Raw genomic sequence first — 19841 nt, forward strand, 5'->3', positions numbered from 1 at the left:
TCCCGTCGCCGGTACCGATACGGGACTTACTCCGGTGTGAGCGCCTGTGTCGGTGAATGCAGTTTCTGCAGGCTCTGCCCCTTACCGAGGTACATGTGCACACCGCAGGGCAGACAGGGGTCGAAACTGCGCACTGTGCGCATGATGTCGATGCCCTTGAAATGCTCGCGGTCGTTCTCCTCGAAGATCGGCTGCCCCTGCACCGCGTCCTCGTACGGGCCCGGTGTGCCGTAGCTGTCCCGCGGACTGGCGTTCCACGGGGTGGGCGGATAAGGGTGGTAATTCGCGATCTTCCCGTCCCGGATCACCATGTGATGTGACAGCACACCGCGTACGGCCTCGGTGAACCCGCAACCGATCCCCTCTTCGGGAACCTCGAACGATTCCCAGGTCTTGGTGTGGCCGGCCCGGATCTCCGCGAGCGCCTTCTCCGCGAAATGCAGCGCGCAGGCGGCCGCGTACGCCTGGAAGTACGTCCGCGCACGGTCGCGTTCGATGGTGTTGCTCCCGTACGCGGGGATCGTCCACTCCAGCGTGACCGGGCCCGCGAGCGCGGTCTTGGGCAGGTTGATCTGCACGCTGTGGCCGGTCGCTTTCACGTATCCGATATCGACCAGTTCGGCCAGCGCCGTCGACCACAGCCGTGCCAGCGGACCGCCGCCGGTGTCCAGGGCGAGGTGCTCGCTGCCGTCGAACCAACGCGGTGACATGACCCAGCTGTACTTGTCGTCCAGGTCGCGTTTCTGCGGCTTCGGATTGGTGTGCTGGTTCCAGGGGTGGCGCCGGTCCACCGGATTGCCCAGCGGATCGGTGGCCACGAATGTCTCCTGGTCGGTCCAGTCCTCGTAGTAGGAACTGCCGAGCAGGATGCGCAGGCCCAGATTGATGTCGACCAGGGAGGTGGTGACCAGCTTGCCGTCCACCACCACGCCGGGCGTGACGAACATCTTGCGACCCCAGTCCTCCATGTCTTTATAGGAGAAGTTGCAGAACTCGGGGTCCTGGAACGAACCCCAGCAGCCCAGCAGCGTGCGCCGCAGGCCCACCTTGTCGTAACCGGGTATCGCGTCGTAGAAGAAGTCGAACAGATCGTCGTGCATCGGCACGACCTTCTTCATGAACTCGACGTAGCGCATCAGCCTGGTCATGTAATCGGTCATCAGCTGCACGGTCGCCACCGTGCCCGGGCCGCCGGGGTACAGCGTCGACGGGTGTACATGCCTGCCTTCCATCAGGCAGAACATCTCGCGCGTGTACCGGCTGACCTGCAGGGCCTCCCGGTAGAACTCACCGGTGAACGGGTTGAGTGCGCGCATGATGTCGGCGATCGTGCGATAGCCGTGCGCCTGCGCGTGCGGTGCCTCGGTCCGCTCGGCCACCGCGAGCACCCCGGGATTGGTCTCGGCGACCATCTTCTCGCAGAAGTCCACACCGACCAGGTTCTCCTGGAAGATGTTGTGGTCGAACATGTACTCCGCCGCCTCACCGAGATTGACGATCCATTCGCCCAGGTGTGGCGGCTGCACACCGTAGGCCATGTTCTGGCAGTAGCAGGAGCAGGTCGCGTGGTTGTCGCCGCAGATACCGCAGATACGGCTGGTGATGAAATGGGCGTCGCGCGGGTCCTTACCGCGCATGAACACGGAGTAGCCGCGGAAGATGGACGAAGTGCTGTGGCACTCCACGACTTCGTTGTTGTCGAAGTCGATCTTGGTATAGATACCGAGACTGCCGACGATGCGAGTAATCGGATCCCACGCCATCTCGACGAGGCTGTCCGGTTCGATCGTCCGATGTGACGGCTCGGGAATGATCTGAGTCATCGCCGGACCCTCCTACCAGGTTCGGGTCGCGCCGGTCTCGAGCTTTTCGCCCCTGTGCCGCCAACGTGGCTCTTTGTCGACGGTACGACCGGTTATGTGACGGAGGCTGCGGACCACCGATCCATAGATGCCCGAGGCGGCGGATGATAACTTCCCGCCGGGCGGCTCGTCCATGAACGGCATGAATTTGTCGGGGAAGCCGGGCATGGTGCAACCGATACAGATACCGCCCACATTCGGGCAGCCGCCCACACCGTTGATCCAGCCCCGTTTCGGCACATTGCATTTGACCACCGGGCCCCAGCATCCCAGTTTCACGATGCATTTCGGTGAGCCGTACTCGGTGGCGAAGTCGCCCTCTTCGTAGTAGCCGGCACGGTCGCAACCCTCGTGCACGGTCGCACCGAACAGCCACTTGGGGCGCAACGCCTCGTCGAGCGGGATCATCGGCGCCTGGCCGGTGGCCATATAGAGCAGATAGGTGAGCGTCTCCGACAGATTGTCCGGATGGATGGGACAGCCCGGTACGCAGACTATGGGAATATCGGCCTTGCTCTTCCAATCCCAGCCGAGATAGTCGGGCACGCCCATGGCGCCGGTCGGGTTACCCGCCATGGCGTGGATACCGCCGTAGGTCGCGCAGGTACCGACCGCCACGACAGCCGTGGCTTTCGGGGCGAGACGATCCAGCCATTCGCTGGTCGTCAGGGGCTGGCCGGTGGCGGGATCGTTGCCGAATCCGCACCAGTAGCCTTCCTCGTGCAATTGCTCGTTGGGTATCGATCCCTCCACGACCAGCACGAACGGGTCGAGTTCGCCCCGGTCTGCGCGGAAGAACCATTCGAGGAAATCGTCTGCACCCCCGTTGGGGCCGCACTCGAAGTCGATGAGCGGCCAGTGCACCGCGACTTGCGGGAGACCGGGGAGGGCGCCGAGGGCGATTTCCTCGACACTGGGCTGGGTGGCGGCGGTCAACGCCACCGAATCGCCGTCGCAACTGAGACCGGCATTGATCCAGAGCACGTGGATCAAGGTCTCTTCGGCTCGGACCGCTTCCTGAGTTGGCATACGCTGCCACCTTCCGGAGTCGAAGCGGGGACTGGCCGTTCCGGCTCATTGACCACGGATTGTGACTCTGATCACAACAGTCTAGACGGGGTGACCCACACCCTCAAGGCTCGTGGTGGCCTCCCGCCGCTGGTCCGCGAGCCATTGGTACCAACGCTCGAGTCCCTCACCTGCGGTGACCGAGACCGGGAGGATCTCTACGCCCGGGTTCACAGTATGCGCGTACGCGGTGCACGCGGCGAGATCGAAGTCGACGTACGGCAGCAGATCGATCTTGTTCACCAGCACCAGACCGGCCGCGGCGAACATATGCGGGTACTTCAGGGGTTTGTCCGTCCCCTCGGTCACCGAGATCATCACCACCTTCCGAGCCTCACCGAGATCGAAAAGTGCCGGACAGACGAGATTGCCGACGTTCTCGATGAACAGCAGCGTGCCGGGACCGGGATCCAGCGCGTGCAGCGCCCGTCGTGTCATCTCGGCGTCCAGATGGCAACCGGCTCCGGTGTTGACCTGCACCGCCCGGGCTCCGGTCGCAGCGATTCGCTCGGCGTCCCGCACGGTTTCCTGATCGCCCTCGATCACCGCGATCGGGATATCGGGCAGCGCGCGAACGGTCCGCTCCAGCAGCGTGGTCTTGCCCGCTCCCGGAGAACTGGTCATATTCAGTGCCACGATGCCGCGTTCGCGCAGCCACTCCCGGTTGTGCTGAGCGAGATGATCGTTGCGCGCGAGCACCTTCTGCTCGAGCGATACGGTCTCGGTCACCGGTGGATGGCTGTGAGCGATCTCGCCACCGTGGGCATGCTCGCCGCCGTGTCCATGCTCGGAGCTGTGGGAGTGCGGCGGCCCGTCCCGACCGTGTTCGTGCCCGGGATCGGCAGGCCCGTCGTGCCCGACCGCGATCACCCCTACCGTGTCGTTTCCACATCCGCAGGTTGCGCACATTCTCGGCTCACTTCCATCGACCGGATCCGTAGTTCCCGGCCCGCCCCTACCTCCACATCCGCACTTCCGCACGGACAGAGCAGGAGCAGATCGGTGACGGTGAAGTCCGCACCGCAGCCGCGGCAATGCACCGCACCTGGTACGCACCGGATATCCAGAGCCGCGCCGTCCGCGACGGTGCCCTCGGCGGCGATCTCGAAAGCGAAGCGCAGGGCATCGGGCACGACCGCGGTCAGCACACCCACCTCCACGGTCACGCGATACACCGCCCGCCCCGCCGCGTGGTCACACACGGCGTCGATGACACTCTGGGCAATCGCGAGTTCGTGCATCACGCTCTCGACTCGTCGAGGGATATCTGGATGCTACTCCCGGAGGCCCCGCCGCGGACCGGTCCGATCGTCTCGGGAACATCACTCGCCTCCGGCGTCGAGACCGTCCCGAAGCTCGGCGAACACAATTGCGCGGTCGTGTCGCCGACGGCTGGTCGGCGCCGTCGGCATCTCCGTTTTCGGATCGACGACGACGAGAACACACTCGCCGCTGCGGTCCGCGAAGCCGCCGGCAGCCGGGCACCCTTCTGCACTGACGCCGCACGTCGGACCGGGTCGCTCCCCGCCCGCCGGCGTTCGATCAGGCGATGGATCAAACGATGGATCAGCGACTGTAGCGCCGTGTCGGTGGATTGCGACATCTCTTTCGGGTAAGTGTTCTCCGGATCCATCGGTCGCTTCCGACCCGGCCGATGGTCCCGCCCACCGAAAATACGGGCGAGTAGCACCCGCACGCTGTGCACATAGTGGTCTCGCGGGTGCACACTACGCAGAGCCGAGCCGAAAACGGCTCACCCGTGACAGTGCCCAACCGACGAAGGAGCCAGGGATAGTGTTCAGTCGTATCGCCATCGTGAACCGGGGAGAGGCGGCGATGCGCCTTGTCCACGCTGTCCGGGACCTGGCTGCCGAAACCGGTCAGCCGATCCAGACCATCGCGTTGCACACCGATGTCGACCGGACCGCGACCTTCGTCCGCGAAGCCGATATCGCCTACGACCTCGGCCCGGCCTCGGCCCGCCCGTATCTGGACCTGAAGGCCCTCGAACGCGCGCTGGTGTCCACCGGCGCCGACGCCGCCTGGGTCGGCTGGGGTTTCGTGGCCGAGGATCCCGCCTTCGCGGAACTGTGCGAGCAGATCGGCGTCACCTTCATCGGGCCCAGCCCCGACGCCATGCGCAAACTCGGCGACAAGATCGGCGCGAAGCTGATCGCCGAAGACGTGGGCGTACCGGTCGCACCGTGGAGTCGCGGCGCGGTCGAAACCATGGATGCCGCGGTGGCCGCCGCGACCGAGATCGGCTACCCGCTGATGCTGAAGGCGACCGCGGGCGGCGGCGGCCGCGGTATCCGGGTGATCAACAACGAGGCCGAACTCGTCGACGCCTACGAGCGCACCAGCCAGGAGGCGGCGCGCGCCTTCGGTAGCGGCATCGTCTTCCTGGAGCGGCTGGTCACCGGCGCCCGCCACGTCGAGGTCCAGGTGATCGCGGACGGTCAGGGCACCGCCTGGGCGCTGGGTGTGCGCGACTGCTCGGTGCAGCGGCGCAACCAGAAGGTCATCGAGGAATCGGCATCGCCGGTCCTGCGGCCCGATCAGGCGGCCGAACTCAAGGCCTCGGCCGAACGGCTGGCGGTCGCGGTCGGTTACCGCGGCGCGGCGACCGTCGAATTCCTGTACCACCCCGGCGACGAACTGTTCGCCTTCCTGGAGGTCAACACCCGGCTCCAGGTCGAGCATCCGATCACCGAGATCACCACCGGTTTCGACCTGGTGCGCGCCCAGCTGCACGTGGCTTCGGGCGGCCGACTCGAGGGCGAACCCCCGGCCGAACGCGGGCACGCGATCGAAGCCCGGCTCAATGCCGAGGACCCCGACCGCGATTTCGCACCGTCTCCCGGCCGGATCGCGCATCTGGACCTGCCGGCCGGACCGGGCATCCGGGTGGATACCGGTGTCAGCGAGGGCGACACCATTCCCGCCGATTTCGATTCGATGATCGCCAAGATCATCGCCTACGGCCGCGACCGCGACGAGGCGCTGGGCCGGTTGCGCCGCGCGGTCACCGCGACCCGGGTGATCATCGAGGGCGGTGTGACCAACAAGAGCTTCGTCCTCGACCTGCTGGATCAGCCCGAGGTGATCGACGGCAGCGCCGACACCGGCTGGATCGACCGGGTACGCGGTGAGGGCCGCCTCATCTCCCACCGGCATTCCGCCATCGCGCTGGCCGCCGCCGGTATCGACGCCTACGAGGAGGAAGAGCGGGTCGAGCAACACCGGCTGCTGTCCACCGCCTCCGGTGGCCGTCCCCAGGTGCAGCACGACAGCGGACGCCCGCTCGACCTCAAACTGCGCGGCGCGAGCTACCGGGTGCGGGTCGCCCGGATCGGCGCGCACCGTTTCCGGGTCGGGATCGAAGCCGGTGCCGATATCCGCACCGCCGACGTCGATCTCGAACGCTTCGACCAGCACACCGGCCAGCTCGTGGTCAACGGCGTCCGATACCGCCTGATCACCGGCACCCACGGACCCGTGCACCTCGTCGACGTCGACGGTGTGACGCACCGGATCAGCCGGGACGAGGGCGGCGTGGTCCGTTCCCCCGCTCCCGCGCTGGTAGTGGCCACCCCGCTCGAGGTCGGCGCCGAGGTCGAGGCCGGCGCGCCGGTGCTGGTGCTGGAGAGCATGAAGATGGAAACGGTGCTACGCGCACCGTTCCGAGCCCGGCTCAAGGAATGCGCTGTCTCGGTAGGCACCCAGGTGGAAACCGGCGCACCGCTGCTGCGGCTGGAGCCGCTCGCCGAGGAAGGCGACGAGGCCGAGGCCGCCACCGAGACCGCATCGGTCGAGCTGGAACTGCCCGCGGAACCCGACCGGCCGCAGTCGCACCAGCGGTTGAACCGCGGCCAGCAGGATCTGCGCAGCCTGCTACTGGGCTTCGATGTCGACCCGCACGACGACCGCCGGGTGCTCGACGACTACCTCACGGCCCGCCGCGCCGCTGTCGCCGACAGCCGCCGGCCACTGGCCGAAGAACTCGAACTGGTGCAGGTCTTCGCCGACCTGGCCGAACTGAGCCACAATCGGTCGTCGGACGACGATCCCACTCCGGGCCATGTCCACAGTGCCCGCGAGTACTTCCACACCTACCTGCAGAGCCTCGACGTCGAGCGGGCGGGGCTGCCGGAGTCCTACCGTGCGAAGCTCGCCCAGGCACTCGGTCACTACGGCGTCACCGATCTGGAACGCACTCCTGACCTCGAGGCCGCGGTTTTCCGGATCTTCCTGGCGCAGCAGCGACCCGCCGATGTCGTCGAGGTCATCTCGGCGCTGCTGCGCGAATGGTTGAACGAGCCGGTTCCGGACCGGGTGCTGCGTGAACCCGTCGGTCTCGCGCTGGAGCGCCTCGTCGCCGCCACCCAGGTGCGGTTCCCGGTGATCGCGGACCTCACTCGCGGCCTGGTGTTCGCCTGGTACGGCCAGCCGGTGCTGCGCCGCAACCGGGCTCGCGCCTACACCGACGCGCGCAAACACCTCAGCTATCTCGACGCACATCCGGATTCCGCCGACCGGATCGACCGCATCGCCGAAATGGTGAGTGCCACCGAACCACTCGTGCGTCTGCTGGGCCAGCGACTTTCGCGTGGCTCCGCGGACAACACCGTCATGCTCGAGGTACTGACCCGCCGCTACTACGGCAACAAGGACCTCACCGATGTCCGCACCCGGAAAGCCGGCGACTACACCTTCGTCGTCGCCGAACGCAAGGGCGTGAGCCTCGTATCGGCCGCCGTGAGCTTCGACTCCCTGCCTCACCTGGTGGGCGGACTGGCCGAACTGTCGACCGGTTCCGCGTCCATCGAGGCCGATATCTACGTGTCCTGGGAGAATCAGCCCGAGGACTTCGACGCCATGGCGGCAGGGCTGCAGGAGGTGCTCAACGCGCATCCGGTCTCCAACCAGGTGCACCGGATCACCGCCACCGTCGCGGGCAGCGCCAACGCGGTCATGCACCACCACTTCACCTTCCGGCCCTCCTCCACCGGTCTCGACGAGGAACGTCTCATCCGCGGCCTGCACCCCTACATCGCGCAGCGGATGCAGATGAAGCGGCTCCACAAATTCGACCTCACCCAGCTGCCGTCCTCGGACAACGAGGAGGTGTACCTGTTCCGGTGTGTCGCCAAGGAGAATCCGGCCGATGAGCGACTCGTCGCGTTCGCCCAGGTCCGGGACCTGACCGCCTTGCGCGACCACGACGGTCGCCTGGTGACTCTGCCGACGGCCGAGAGCACCATCGCCACCTGCCTCGATTCGATCCGCCGCGCCCAGGCCGGACGCCCGTCCTCCAAGCGGCTGCAAACCAACCGCATCGTGATGTACGTCTGGCCGCCGATCGATATCACCCGCGCCGAGCTGGAGACCATCGTCGAACGGGTGCGGCCCACGACCGCGGGCGCGGGGCTGGAAGAGATCCTGCTGATCGCGCGTCAACGTGACGCCCGGACCGGTGATCTGGTCAAGCTGGCGCTGCGGATCACCTTCGATGCCACCGGCGGCGCCGAGGTGATCGTGGGCGAACGGTCCGACGATCCGGTCGAGCCGCTGGATGCCTACCGGCAGAAAGTGCTGCGGGCCAGCAGCCGCAACACGGTGTACCCCTACGAGTTGACCGGTCTGCTCGGCGAATTCGCCGAATACGACCTCGATGCCGATCACACACTGGTACCGGTCGACCGGCCCAAGGGCCGCAACACCGCGGCCATGGTCGCCGGGGTGGTCACCACCCTGACCGAACGGCATCCCGAAGGTGTCACCCGGGTGGTTCTGCTCGGTGACCCGACGAAATCGCTGGGCGCGCTGTCGGAACCGGAGTGCCGCCGGGTGATCGCCGCCCTGGATCTCGCCGAGAAGCTGCAGGTTCCGCTGGAGTGGTACGCGCTGTCCTCCGGTGCCCGGATCTCGATGACCTCCGGCACCGAGAACATGGACTGGGTGGCGGCGGCGCTCAAGCGCATCGTCGAATTCACCCAGGACGGCGGCGAGATCAATATCGTGGTCGCGGGTATCAATGTCGGCGCCCAGCCCTACTGGAACGCCGAAGCCACGATGCTCATGCACACCAAGGGCATCCTGGTCATGACCCCCGATTCGGCCATGGTGCTCACCGGTAAGCAGGCGCTGGACTTCTCCGGCGGTGTATCGGCCGAGGACAACTTCGGTATCGGCGGCTACGACCGGGTGATGGGCCCCAACGGGCAGGCGCAGTACTGGGCGCCGAACCTGCACGCCGCCCGGGCCGTGCTGATGTCGCACTACGACCACACCTATGTCGTTCCCGGTGAGCAGGGGCCGCGCCGGGCGCAGACGACCGACCCGGTGGATCGCGATATCTCCGACTACCCGCACATCATGGCGGACAGCGATTTCACCACGGTCGGCGAGATCTTCTCCGCCACCGCCAACCCGGACCGCAAGAAGCCGTTCGATATCCGCACGGTCATGCGGGCCGTGGCCGACCAGGATCACGAGGTCCTGGAACGGTGGGCCGGGATGGCCGACGCCGAGACCTCGGTGGTCCAGGATGTGCATCTGGGCGGAATCCCGGTATGCCTGCTGGGTATCGAGTCGCAGGGCGTGCCGCGGCGCGGTTTCCCGGCCACCGACGGCCCGGACACCTACACGGCGGGCACCTTGTTCCCGCGGTCGTCGAAGAAGGCCGCACGGGCGATCAACGCGGCCAGCGGTAACCGGCCGCTGGTGGTGCTGGCGAACCTTTCGGGCTTCGACGGTTCGCCGGAGTCGATGCGCAAACTCCAGTTGGAGTACGGCGCCGAGATCGGTCGCGCGATCGTGAACTTCCAGGGCCCCATCGTGTTCACCGTGATCTCGCGGTACCACGGTGGCGCGTTCGTGGTGTTCTCCAAGACGCTGAACCCGAATATGACCGTGCTCGCGCTGGAGGGCTCGTTCGCCTCGGTTCTCGGTGGCGCGCCCGCCGCCGCGGTGGTGTTCGCCGGTGAGGTCGACAAACGCACCGCGGCCGATCCGCGGGTCCGCGACCTTGAGGCGCGCGCCGCCAACGCCTCCGGCACCGATCGCGCGACCCTCACCGCGGAACTCGACGAGCTCCGGTCCTCGGTCCGCACCGAGAAGCTCGGTGAGGTCGCCGCGGAGTTCGACCGCGTACACAATATCCACCGCGCTGTCGAGGTCGGTTCGGTCGACGCGGTCATCCGCGCCGCCGAACTGCGTCCGCGCATCGTCGAGGCCATCGAGGCACGGCTGTCGGTCTGATCGATAGCCGACCTCGATGAGATCCAGCTGAGATCCGGGCGCCCGTCATCGCACGGGCGCCCGGGGATCCGCGCCACCAGCGACCGGACCACCGAGCGGTGGCAGAGTGCGGATATGCGACGCCGCGTCGCCGGATGGTGGCCTGCGTCGCAGTGCCGATTGGCTTCAGCGCGAGCACAATCCTCGACGGGTCCGCTGCACGGACCTAGCGTCGCGGCCATGACGACCGGGACCACAGCACTCAACGACATCACCGATGCCACCGCGAAGGCGGTACGGCAGGACCCCGCGAATGCCACCGCGGTGTTCCGTGCCGCGGGCACCCCACAGGGCGCGGTGGGCAGCACGATCACTGCGAGAGCGCACCATATCCGGGTGGACGAGCCACCGGCTCTCGGCGGCGACGATACCGCCGCCAACCCGGTCGAGGTCTACCTCGGCGCGCTGATCTCCTGCCAGATCGTCACCTATCGGTTCTGGGCGCAGCGTCTGGGCGTCGTGGTCGACGAACTTTCCGTCGAAGCCGAAGGCGATCTGGACGTCCGTGGTTTCTTCGGCCTCGACGACGGAGTGCGTGCCGGGTTCCAGGCTGTGCGGGTCCGGGTGCGCATCTCCGGACCTGAGACCACCGACCGCTATGCCGAACTCCAGGCCGCGGTCGATGCTCACTGCCCCGTGCTGGACCTGACCACCGGAGCGACACCGGTGCACACCGTCCTGGAGACGACCTGAGGCGCTCGCGGCCGACGTGGTCGGCCGAGCCCGAACTCCACCGAAACCGATCAGGAATCGAGAAGCACCACGCACCGGCCCGGAATTAGCGTTGCCGGTATGAAGACGACGACATCCACCACCGCCCTCACCGTCCGCCTCGAGGTATCCGACCCCGAGGCGGCCCGGACCACCTACGCCGCCGCTTTCGGCCTGGGTGACCAGTTGAGTTTCCGCGCGAACCAGGAACCCACGAGCGGCTTCCGCGGCTTCGTCGTTTCCCTCGTGGTGTCCCAGCCGAGCACCGTCGACAGTCTCGTCGCCACCGCGCTCGACGTCGGCTTCACGATATCGAAACCGGCCGAGAAGAGCTTCTGGGGTTACGGCGCCGTTGTCACGGCACCGGACGGAGCGATCTGGAAGGTCACCACCTCCAACAAGAAGAACACCGGTCCGGTCACCCGCGAGATCGACCAGGTCGTTCTGCTGCTCGGCGTGGACAACGTCAAGGCGAGCAAGCAGTTCTATGTAGAACACGGCCTGACCGTGGCGAAGAGCTTCGGCAGTAAGTATGTCGAATTCGCGACCCCCGACTCAACCGTGGGGCTCGCACTCTACGGGCGCCGCGCCGCCGCGAAGGACGCCGGCATCGCCCCCGAAGGCAGCGGTTCGCACCGCATCGTCATCGGCAGCGACGCAGGTCCGTTCACCGATCCCGACGGGTTCTCCTGGGAACCCACGGCGAACTGATGGCGGAAGCGGTCGACGCCGCGAACAAGCCGGGAGATCCGAGCAGGGCAAAGTGTCCGACAGTGGGGGTCAGTCGGCCGGGGCTACATGTGCCGGACGCTGCCGGACGAAGAACACGACCGGAACCGGTGATCAGCAGAACTACACCTCTGGGCACCTTCGGTTTTCGCTGCCCGGCACAGTCGGCGACCGCCGCACTCGGCACGCCGGGCTGCCTCCGCCACGTGTCGGCCTTCGACTGCGCTCCCGCACGTACCGTCGCCCGGAAGTGGCGCACCGAGGGCCGCATTCGGGCCCGTCGACTGTCCGGTGACCGGGACTGCGGGCTACCGACCGCCGGTCGGCGGAGCCGATTTCAGCGCGCGAAGGTCGCCGAATGCGCGGCGGCGACGAGCCGGACCAGCTCGGCGCCCGCACGTTCGCCGAGGGCACCGAAGGCGGGGGCGATGAGGTCGTCGGTGATCGATTCCGCGCGCTCCCAGGCCCCGCGGATATCGTCGGTGATCTCCTCGAAGGGTTCGGGCCAGCCGTACCAGCGGGCCTGGCCTGGGCCATCGTTGAGCGGGGAGCCGGAGATCAGGACCGCCTGCAGCGGGGTGATGCCTGCGGCCCGCACCGCGATGAGATGGAGTCCGCCGCGGAGTTCGCGCAGCACGTGGGTGAGTTGTGAGACGCGGCCGGGAGCGTCACCGGGCAGCGGAACGGCTCGCCAGCCCGCGAACAAAGGGAGCCCGGCGGGATCCGCCGCGGCGACCACGACTTCCAGCAATTCGGCGAGGCGCGAAGCTTCCTCGAGAGACCTCAGTTTCCGCCTGCCGAAGTCCTGACAGGCAAGCGCGTACCGATGAGCGGCTTCGACGGCGGGCATCGGCACGGATTCCCACGCCGTGCGTATCGAATTCTCCGGGAAGAAGCCGAACGCCGCAGTGACCACACCGGCGTCCACATCACCCAGGACGCCGCCGCGCCCACGGGTGTACGGTCCGAAGAACTCGTCCACGCCCGTTTCGGCCGCGTATTGCCGCGCTTCCCGGGAGAACATGAACCCACCGCCGAGTTGCTGGATATGCGCGTTCACCGTGGCGCCCACCGACATCTTCGTTCCTTCCGCCGTCCCGATATCCGATCCACCGTATCCGCTTCTTACGCCGTATGGAACCGTCGTCGAACGACGCCCGGCCGAATGTACGGCGACGCGAACCCTCCCCGGGGCGATGTTCGGGACTTCGCATCCGCACGGCACGGCGTACGCAAGCGTCGCGCGCGATCGGCCAGTTCGCCGATCTCCGCCGGTCGGGAAAGCGCCCGCACCGCACATGGTCAGTGAGCCGCTGAACGCACTTCGTCGGCAGCGTCGTCGTCGATGCCGATCCGGACCAGGGCCGCGGCGAATTCAGCGGCTCTGTCCCGGGGCGCCAGGCGGGCGAGTTCTCTCCGGTCGGCGGGCAGGCCCACTTTGTCCGCACCGCGCAGCGCGCGTTCGTCGAAATAGGGACGCACCCAGGTCCACACGTCCTGCACCTCGCGCAGGAAGATATCGCCGCCTGTCGGACCGATACCTTTGAACTGCTGAATCAGCTCGGCGGCCCGCCCTGGGTCATGGTCGGCTTCTTCGGCGAGTTCACGCAGGTCACCGTTGTATCTATCGAGCGTGGTGGTGGCAGCGGCCCCCAGCTGGGACGCCGCGCTCTCGTCGTAGCGGCGGTAGTGCCCGCGGCCGAGCGCGTCGACCAGTTCCTGCCAGTCGGCGTCCGCGACCTTCCGCGCGGTGCGGTAGCCACTGTCCATCAACTCTGCCGTCGCGGCGATTGCGATATCGGCGGAGATCCGGGCGCTGAGCAGATCGGTCAGCATCAGAAGCTGGAACAGCGGGGCCGGTTTGTCGTCGAGTGTTATTCCGGCTTCGGCAGCGTAGGTGGTGCCCGCCCGTTCGAGCAGTGCGCGCACAACATCTCGATGGCTCATCGATCCTCCTCTCCTGCTCCCGCGCGTACCCTTTCCCGGCCTGGTTCACACCTCCGGCCCGCCGTGCAGACAACGCGCCGGGCATTCAGCCGCGGACCGCTGCGAGATCGCTACCGCCGGGCGACGCCGTTACCGCATCCGCCTCGCTCACCAGCCACTGTCCGCAGACACAGCGCCAGTAGCGGACCGCCCCGTGCTCGGAGATCAGAACGGGGTCGAGCCAGGAGCACGCGGAACAGGTGATGGTCATGCCCCGAAGTCTGCTGTAATGGTTCTGTGCATTTCAACCCTTACGGCGGACTGGCAGCCGAACTCGCGGCCCGGCTGGTCAACGCGGTCCCGGACCAGGATCTGACCGCACTGCTCACCGACGCCGGATACGAACCGATCGACACGATCAACCCGCGGCAGACGGCCGAACTGCGCCGCTGGACCACCCGGCTCGAGGCCACGTTCCGCGAGCCCGGCGTCGAGCCGATCAATGCGCTCCTGGCCGAGACCACGAGCCGCCCCTACATATCTACCCACGGCGGTCGCGCACCGCACCTACACTATGCCGCCGAGGACGCGCCGATCGACGAACGAGTCAAGGCTTATACGGCCGCCGGGCTCGCCGAGCTCTTCTGTGCGGCGCCCGGCCGGATCGGGCAGTGCCGGCGGGCGGACTGCCCACTCGTCTTCGTCGATACCTCTCGTAACGGACGGCGTCGCTTCTGCTCCGAGCGGTGCGCCAATCGGGTGAATGTGGCCAGGCACCGAGCCAGGACGGCACGCGGTGCTGTGTGATCGCACCACCGCGGAACCATAGTCGTCACGGTGTGGGCACGGCCTCGAGCACGTTCTCCGGCGACATCGTGGGCGTACAGGAGAGCAGGGTGAACCCCGAATCGGATAGCAGGGCACGGTATTCGGATTCGGTTCGCTCCCGTCCACCGGTGTTCACCAGCATCTCGAGATCGATGAAGTTGCCCGGGTGCGGGCGATCCTGTTCCGGGAGAACGAGTTCGATCACCAGCAGCCGGGCTGTCGATGGCATCGCCGCGCGTATCGTGCGCAAGATCTGCGCGGCCTGTTCGGCCGGCCAGTCGTGCAGGACATGTTTGAGCAGGTAGGCGTCCGCGCCGGCGGGAACGGTGTCGAAGAACGAGCCCCCGACGGCCGTGCACCGCCCGGCGGTCCCCGGCTCCGACAGCCACCCCGGGGCGTCGGCCGCCACCTCGGGCAGATCGAACAGGATCCCCGTGCAGTCCGGCACGCGGCGCAGTATCTCGGACAGCAGCGCCCCGCGACCTCCGCCGATATCGACGATCGACCGGTAGGGGGTGAAATCGTGAGCGGTGAGAACCGCGGCCTGCCCGAGCCCTTCGATATCGGACATCGCGCGGTGGAACATCTCGCCGAGTTCGCGGTCGGTGCGAACGAGGTCGAAGAACGCCCGTGCGGGAACGGCCGGCGCCCCGGCGCGAACCGCGTCCACCAGATGGGTCCAGTGGTCGCGGTGGACCGCGCAGCCGTAGAACAGCACCGCGTCCCGCAGCGGCACGGGCGCGTCGCGCCGTAGTGCCCGAGCCATCGGGGTGAGCGTGTAGCGACCGTCGCGGCGCCGGGCGAAGATACCGTGGGCGATCAGCAGCCGCAGCAGCCTGTGCAGGGCATCGGGATCCGCGCCGACCGCTCGGGCGAGATCGGTGCCCTCGCGAGGCCCGTCGGCCAGAGCGCCCGCGATATCCAGGGCAGCGGCCGCGTGGATCGCCTGGGAAAGCCACCCCGCGACGACCAGCTCGAGCAATGCGAAATGGCCGGGCACCAACCGCCGATGCATCCCGGCCAGCCCGTCGCGGACTCGCTCCACCGCGCGAACGACGGCCCGCGGCGGTATCTTCCTTCGATCGGAGATCATCGCGACTCCATATCGTGGACCGGTTGTATCCGCTGAGACTACGACCTCCCGCGGACGGTCCCGGACAAATGCGGCGACCGTGTCGGCCCGACCGCTACTCCGCCGACTGGGTAATTCGCGATTCCCGGACCCGCTCGACCCGCCCGACCAGCAACACGTACGAGGCGATGCCCAGAACCGTCACGACGGTCATATAGACGAACGCGGGCGCGAAACTCGCATCGGTGACCAGGAAACCGATCACGATCGGGGTGGCGATACCGGAGAGATTGCCGATGAAATTGAACATTCCACCGGTCATGCCGATAAGCCGTTCCGGGGCCAGCGCCGACACCAGCGACCAGGTGATGGAGGCCAAACCGTTGCCGAAGAACGCTACGGAGAGGAACACGATCACCAGTGCGGTCGAATCGGTGAAGTTCGCTCCGATCAGCGTCGTGCTCAGCAGCAGACCCGCGATGATCGGCCCCTTGCGGGCGATACCGAGTGAAACGCCGCGGCGCAGCAGGAAATCGGAGAAGACGCCGGAGAAGAGCACACCGATCACCGCCGCGATGAACGGCAGCGAGGCGAGGAAGCCGGACTCGAGGTAGTCCATATCGCGGTATTTCACCAGATAGGTCGGGAACCAGGTGAGGAAGAACCACAGCGTGGAGGTGAGGCAGAACTGCCCCAGGTACACGCCCCACAGTTTCCGTCGCCCCAGCACAGTGGCGACATCACTCCAGGTCACCCGGGTGCGCTCGCGTCGCGCAGCGGTCAGATCGACCAGACCGCCGCCCTCACGGATATGCGCGATCTCCGCCTCGTTGGCCCGCGATTCGCGCGGCTCGCGATAGACGAGGTACCAGACGAGAGCCCACACCACTCCGACACCACCGGTGAAGATGAACACCCAGTGCCAGCTCAGCACCGATTGCAGCCAGGACAGCACCGGAGTCAGCAGAGCGAGGCCGATGAACTGCCCCGAGGTGTAGAACCCGATGACCGAGGCGCGTTCGCGTTCCGGGAACCAGGCCGTCGCGACGCGGTTGTTGATCGGATAGGCCGGAGCCTCGAATACGCCGACCAGCAACCGGAGTGCGATGAGCGCGACGAAACCGCCGATGACGCCCATGAATACGGTCGCCAGCGACCACAACAGCAGGCAGGCGGGATAGAGCACCCGGGGCGGCACGCGGTCGACGAACCAGCCACCCGGAATCTGTAGCGCCGCATAGGTCCAGCCGAACGCCGACAGCAGTAGGCCCTGCTGCGCCGAGGACAGATCCATCTCATCGGCGATGGCGGGCACCGCGATGGAGAGGTTCGCGCGGTCCATGTAGTTGATGACCACGGTCAGGAACAGCATGACAGCGATGAGGATGCGTGCCTTACTGGCCTTCGCGGTCAGCGTACCGGGAACGGCGGGGCGTTTTTCGAGCACTGTTTTCATGTCACCACTCCGCGAACGATCCGTCACTGTGACGCCAGATCGGGTTTCGCCACCTGTGCCCGACAGCGGCCCGTTCCGTCACGTATTCCTCGTTGATCTCGATTCCGAGACCGGGTCCCCTCGGGATCTGCACCTGCCCTTCGGCGTAGGTGAACACCGCCGGATCCACCAGGTAGTCGAGCAACTCGTTGGTGGTGTTGTAGTGGATCCCCAGGCTCTGCTCCTGGATCGTCGCGTTGTAACAACCCGCGTCGATCTGCAGACACGATGCCAGCGCGACCGGCCCGAGCGGACAGTGCAGTGCGAGCGCCACATCGTAGGCCTCGGCCATATGTGCGATCTTGCGCGCTTCGGTGATACCGCCACAGTGCGACGGGTCGGGCTGGATGACATCGACCGCGCCCGAGGCGATCACCGATTTGAAATCCCAGCGAGAGAACAACCGCTCCCCCAATGCGATCGGAATCGGCGACTGTCGCAACACATCCACCACACTGTCGACATGTTCGGACAGCACCGGCTCCTCGACGAACATCAGCCGGTACGGTTCCAGTTCGCGCAGCAGCACTTTCATCATCGGCTTGTGCACCCGGCCGTGGAAGTCGACCCCGATACCGATATTCGGCCCGACGGCGGCGCGAACCGCGGCGACATTCGCCACGCAACGGTCGATTTTGTCCCAGGCATCGAGGTACTGCAGTTCCTCGGTGCCGTTCATCTTCACGGCGGTGAAGCCCCGATCGACCGCGTCCCGGGCGGCCTTCGCCGTCTCATCCGGTCGGTCACCGCCGATCCAGGAGTAGACCTTGATGCGATCACGCACCCGGCCACCGAGCAATTCGTGTACAGGGACACCGAGGGCCTTGCCCTTGATATCCCACAACGCCTGATCGATGCCCGCCAAGGCGCTCATATGGATACCACCGCCGCGATAGAAGCCGCCCCGGTAGAGCACCGTCCACAGATCCTCGATCCGGCCCGGATCCTGCCCGATCAGATAGTCCGACAGCTCCTCGACCGTCGCGGCGACAGACGCGGCGCGCCCCTCCAGCACGGGTTCGCCCCAGCCGACGACGCCGTCATCGGTTTCGATACGCACGAACAGCCAGCGCGGCGGCAGCGCGAACGTCTCGATCGACGCGATCTTCATTGATTTCCTCCTGTACAGCGGACAGCGTTGTCCGGTGACGAGCGGGTGCTACGGGGTGGACGCCCAGATATCGGACAGTCGGCGGGCCTTGACGCGTACCTCGCCGATGGTGTCGCCCGGCCGGTACACGCTGGTGCCGATACCGGCTCCACCGGCGCCGGCCGCGCGCCAATCAGCGAGGTTGGACCTGTCCACGCCACCGACCGGGATCAGTTCCACATCACCGGGCAGGACGGCATCGAGCGCCCGCATCCCGGATATGCCCAGGATGCCGGATGGGAAGAGTTTGAGGCTGCGGGCCCCGGCCCGAACGGCGCCGAATGCCTCGGTCGGGGTGGCAACGCCGGGGTACGAACGCATACCGAGTGCCCGGGTCGCCGTGATCACCTCGACGTCGGTATTCGGCGAAACGATGATCTGAGCGCCCGCCGAACAGGCCCGCTCCACGTCCGCCGGATACAGGACGGTACCTGCGCCGACCGGGCAGACTCTTCCGAAGGCGGACGCCAGCAATTCGATGGACCGATACGGGTCCGGCGAGTTCAAGGGCACTTCGATCGCGTGGAATCCCTCCTCGACCAGTGCCGAACCCACAGCGACGACTTCGTCCGGGGTGATACCGCGCAGAATGGCGATCAGCCCGGACCGGGGCGCCTCCGCTACGCCGACCATGAATCTCTCCTCGCTGGTGTTCGTTTCCCGCTGTCCGGCCAGCACGTGTTCCCATCCACCCCGACCAGCCCGGCCGCGACCGCGACCGACCACAGCCCCGCCGCGGCGGCGTCTTCGCCGACCACCTCCGTACCCACCCCGCGCATCCGCAGGGCAGCGGCGTATCGACGGCACAGATCACCGTTGCCGCACAGGGTGATTCGCTGCGTGCCGGCGTGCCGCGGTAACAGATGTCGCGCCTCGTCGGCGATCACGACACCGGATAGGTAATCCGCCAGCGCGGCCGGTTCGAGCAGGCCGTCGAGAACCAGCGCCCGCGCACCGAACAGAGTGGCGGCCAGACCGATATCCCGGGCCGAGAATCCGGCCGTCAGGCCGCGGGCGAAAGCGGCGTCGTCGCGACGCGGGGTCATCCCGGTATGACTCAGCAGGCCGTGCTGGGTGACGAGTGCGTACAGCTCACCGGTCATGGCCGTGGTGAAGGACAGTACCTTGCGGTCGGCGATCCGGATCCACTTGGTGTGGGTGCCCGGCAGCACCAGGACGTGCTCGGCATCGGGCCGGTCGAGGGATTCGAGCGCACCGATGACCTGGGTTTCCTCGCCCCGCAGAACGTCTCCGGCGATATCGTGGCACGGATCGGACGGGACCCGCAGCCCGGGGACGAGATGTACGGTGCCACCGGCCAGCGGGACCCGGGTCAGGTCGGGTCCGGTGATGTCCAGACGCGCCGGAACGTCGAGGTAACCGGCTTCACGCCAGCCCTGCGCACTACCCACCATGCCGCAGGCCAGTGCCGGGAGCCCCGGTACGGCGCGCAGCCAGGGGCCGCAGACGTCCAGGAAGGTCGCTTCGTAGGCGCGCGCCCGCGCCGCGGGATCGGCGGCGTCGATTCCGGTGGCCATATCGAGCAATCCACCGGCGAGCCGCCGGGCATCCAAGATCCGGCCGTTGTCACCGAGCAGCCAGCAACGCATGGCGGTCGTACCCCAGTCGAGCCCGATGAGGCGCGGCGTCGAGAGCCCTGGTCGGTCCGGAGTCATGACGGTCACTATGAACAGCGGG

16 protein-coding genes are annotated in these 19841 nt (G+C 67.0%); 4 read left to right on the top strand and 12 right to left on the bottom strand.

The features are described from left to right. Positions 1-26 precede the first annotated feature (26 nt). The 4 genes from OG405_RS12300 to OG405_RS12315 form a co-directional block, all read right to left on the bottom strand. Complete coding sequence (locus OG405_RS12300) at positions 27-1823, bottom strand: nickel-dependent hydrogenase large subunit (protein WP_327151762.1); 1797 nt, start codon at positions 1821-1823, stop codon at positions 27-29. A 12-nt stretch (positions 1824-1835) separates the two neighbouring features. Further along, positions 1836-2891, bottom strand: coding sequence for a hydrogenase expression protein HypE (locus OG405_RS12305; protein WP_327151763.1), 1056 nt, complete (start codon positions 2889-2891; stop codon positions 1836-1838). An 81-nt stretch (positions 2892-2972) separates the two neighbouring features. After that, on the bottom strand, positions 2973-3839 hold the full coding sequence (gene hypB, locus OG405_RS12310) for a hydrogenase nickel incorporation protein HypB (protein ID WP_327151764.1): 867 nt from the start codon (positions 3837-3839) through the stop codon (positions 2973-2975). After that, positions 3803-4171 (bottom strand): hydrogenase maturation nickel metallochaperone HypA/HybF, encoded by a 369-nt coding sequence (locus OG405_RS12315; protein WP_327152314.1) that lies wholly within the window; start codon positions 4169-4171, stop codon positions 3803-3805. The genes hypB and OG405_RS12315 overlap by 37 nt, the downstream gene beginning before the upstream one ends. A 553-nt stretch (positions 4172-4724) precedes the next feature. On the opposite strand from OG405_RS12315, the gene OG405_RS12320 reads away from it, so the two are divergent. The 3 genes from OG405_RS12320 (at position 4725) to OG405_RS12330 (ending at position 11654) form a co-directional block, all read left to right on the top strand. Further along, the gene (locus OG405_RS12320; protein WP_327151765.1) at positions 4725-10193 is read left to right on the top strand and encodes an ATP-binding protein; all 5469 of its coding nucleotides are present in this window, start codon (positions 4725-4727) and stop codon (positions 10191-10193) included. 219 nt (positions 10194-10412) lie between these two features. Continuing rightward, positions 10413-10925, top strand: a complete 513-nt coding sequence (locus tag OG405_RS12325) for an OsmC family protein (protein WP_327151766.1) — start codon at positions 10413-10415, stop codon at positions 10923-10925. Positions 10926-11024: 99 nt separating this feature from the next. Further along, on the top strand, positions 11025-11654 hold the full coding sequence (locus tag OG405_RS12330) for a glyoxalase (protein ID WP_327151767.1): 630 nt from the start codon (positions 11025-11027) through the stop codon (positions 11652-11654). Between the two features lie 355 nt (positions 11655-12009). Here the strand turns inward: OG405_RS12330 and OG405_RS12335 are convergent, their stop codons facing one another. The 3 genes from OG405_RS12335 to OG405_RS12345 form a co-directional block, all read right to left on the bottom strand. Next, positions 12010-12750 (bottom strand): SCO6745 family protein, encoded by a 741-nt coding sequence (locus OG405_RS12335; protein WP_327151768.1) that lies wholly within the window; start codon positions 12748-12750, stop codon positions 12010-12012. A 224-nt stretch (positions 12751-12974) separates the two neighbouring features. Next, positions 12975-13619, bottom strand: a complete 645-nt coding sequence (locus OG405_RS12340; RefSeq protein ID WP_327151769.1) for an endonuclease — start codon at positions 13617-13619, stop codon at positions 12975-12977. Between the two features lie 85 nt (positions 13620-13704). Then, positions 13705-13869 (bottom strand): hypothetical protein, encoded by a 165-nt coding sequence (locus OG405_RS12345; RefSeq protein WP_327151770.1) that lies wholly within the window; start codon positions 13867-13869, stop codon positions 13705-13707. Positions 13870-13895: 26 nt separating this feature from the next. Here OG405_RS12345 and OG405_RS12350 point away from each other — a divergent pair, with 26 nt between their 5' ends. Then, positions 13896-14405, top strand: a complete 510-nt coding sequence (locus OG405_RS12350; protein ID WP_327151771.1) for a CGNR zinc finger domain-containing protein — start codon at positions 13896-13898, stop codon at positions 14403-14405. Between the two features lie 25 nt (positions 14406-14430). Here OG405_RS12350 and OG405_RS12355 read toward each other — a convergent pair whose 3' ends face one another. The 5 genes from OG405_RS12355 to OG405_RS12375 all read right to left on the bottom strand — a co-directional run bounded on the left by OG405_RS12355 (position 14431) and on the right by OG405_RS12375 (position 19819). Then, positions 14431-15519, bottom strand: coding sequence for a methyltransferase (locus OG405_RS12355; protein ID WP_327151772.1), 1089 nt, complete (start codon positions 15517-15519; stop codon positions 14431-14433). A gap of 94 nt (positions 15520-15613) precedes the next feature. Further along, a complete protein-coding gene (locus tag OG405_RS12360; protein ID WP_327151773.1) occupies positions 15614-16954 on the bottom strand; it encodes an MFS transporter in 1341 nt (446 codons plus the stop codon). 1 nt (position 16955) lies between these two features. Then, positions 16956-18104 carry a galactonate dehydratase gene (dgoD, locus tag OG405_RS12365; protein WP_327151774.1) on the bottom strand — a complete coding sequence of 383 codons (1149 nt, stop codon included), beginning with the start codon at positions 18102-18104 and terminating at the stop codon, positions 16956-16958. Between the two features lie 48 nt (positions 18105-18152). After that, positions 18153-18776 (bottom strand): 2-dehydro-3-deoxy-6-phosphogalactonate aldolase, encoded by a 624-nt coding sequence (locus OG405_RS12370; RefSeq protein ID WP_327151775.1) that lies wholly within the window; start codon positions 18774-18776, stop codon positions 18153-18155. Next, positions 18764-19819, bottom strand: coding sequence for a 2-dehydro-3-deoxygalactonokinase (locus tag OG405_RS12375; protein WP_327151776.1), 1056 nt, complete (start codon positions 19817-19819; stop codon positions 18764-18766). Before OG405_RS12375 ends, OG405_RS12370 begins: the two co-directional genes overlap by 13 nt. Positions 19820-19841: the final 22 nt, after the last annotated feature.

The organism is Nocardia sp. NBC_01329, from assembly GCF_035956715.1.
In the GTDB taxonomy this organism is placed as follows: Bacteria; Actinomycetota; Actinomycetes; order Mycobacteriales; family Mycobacteriaceae; genus Nocardia.

What these genes read in the sequence shown, in the direction of transcription:
- OG405_RS12300 (WP_327151762.1), bottom strand. Translation starts at nt 1,823, where the DNA reads ATGACTCAGATCATTCCCGAGCCGTCACATCGGACGATCGAACCGGAC.
- OG405_RS12305 (WP_327151763.1), bottom strand. Translation starts at nt 2,891, where the DNA reads ATGCCAACTCAGGAAGCGGTCCGAGCCGAAGAGACCTTGATCCACGTG.
- hypB (WP_327151764.1), bottom strand. Translation starts at nt 3,839, where the DNA reads ATGTGCGCAACCTGCGGATGTGGAAACGACACGGTAGGGGTGATCGCG.
- OG405_RS12315 (WP_327152314.1), bottom strand. Translation starts at nt 4,171, where the DNA reads ATGCACGAACTCGCGATTGCCCAGAGTGTCATCGACGCCGTGTGTGAC.
- OG405_RS12325 (WP_327151766.1), top strand. Translation starts at nt 10,413, where the DNA reads ATGACGACCGGGACCACAGCACTCAACGACATCACCGATGCCACCGCG.
- OG405_RS12330 (WP_327151767.1), top strand. Translation starts at nt 11,025, where the DNA reads ATGAAGACGACGACATCCACCACCGCCCTCACCGTCCGCCTCGAGGTA.
- OG405_RS12335 (WP_327151768.1), bottom strand. Translation starts at nt 12,750, where the DNA reads ATGTCGGTGGGCGCCACGGTGAACGCGCATATCCAGCAACTCGGCGGT.
- OG405_RS12340 (WP_327151769.1), bottom strand. Translation starts at nt 13,619, where the DNA reads ATGAGCCATCGAGATGTTGTGCGCGCACTGCTCGAACGGGCGGGCACC.
- OG405_RS12345 (WP_327151770.1), bottom strand. Translation starts at nt 13,869, where the DNA reads ATGACCATCACCTGTTCCGCGTGCTCCTGGCTCGACCCCGTTCTGATC.
- OG405_RS12355 (WP_327151772.1), bottom strand. Translation starts at nt 15,519, where the DNA reads ATGATCTCCGATCGAAGGAAGATACCGCCGCGGGCCGTCGTTCGCGCG.
- OG405_RS12360 (WP_327151773.1), bottom strand. Translation starts at nt 16,954, where the DNA reads ATGAAAACAGTGCTCGAAAAACGCCCCGCCGTTCCCGGTACGCTGACC.
- dgoD (WP_327151774.1), bottom strand. Translation starts at nt 18,104, where the DNA reads ATGAAGATCGCGTCGATCGAGACGTTCGCGCTGCCGCCGCGCTGGCTG.
- OG405_RS12370 (WP_327151775.1), bottom strand. Translation starts at nt 18,776, where the DNA reads ATGGTCGGCGTAGCGGAGGCGCCCCGGTCCGGGCTGATCGCCATTCTG.
- OG405_RS12375 (WP_327151776.1), bottom strand. Translation starts at nt 19,819, where the DNA reads ATGACTCCGGACCGACCAGGGCTCTCGACGCCGCGCCTCATCGGGCTC.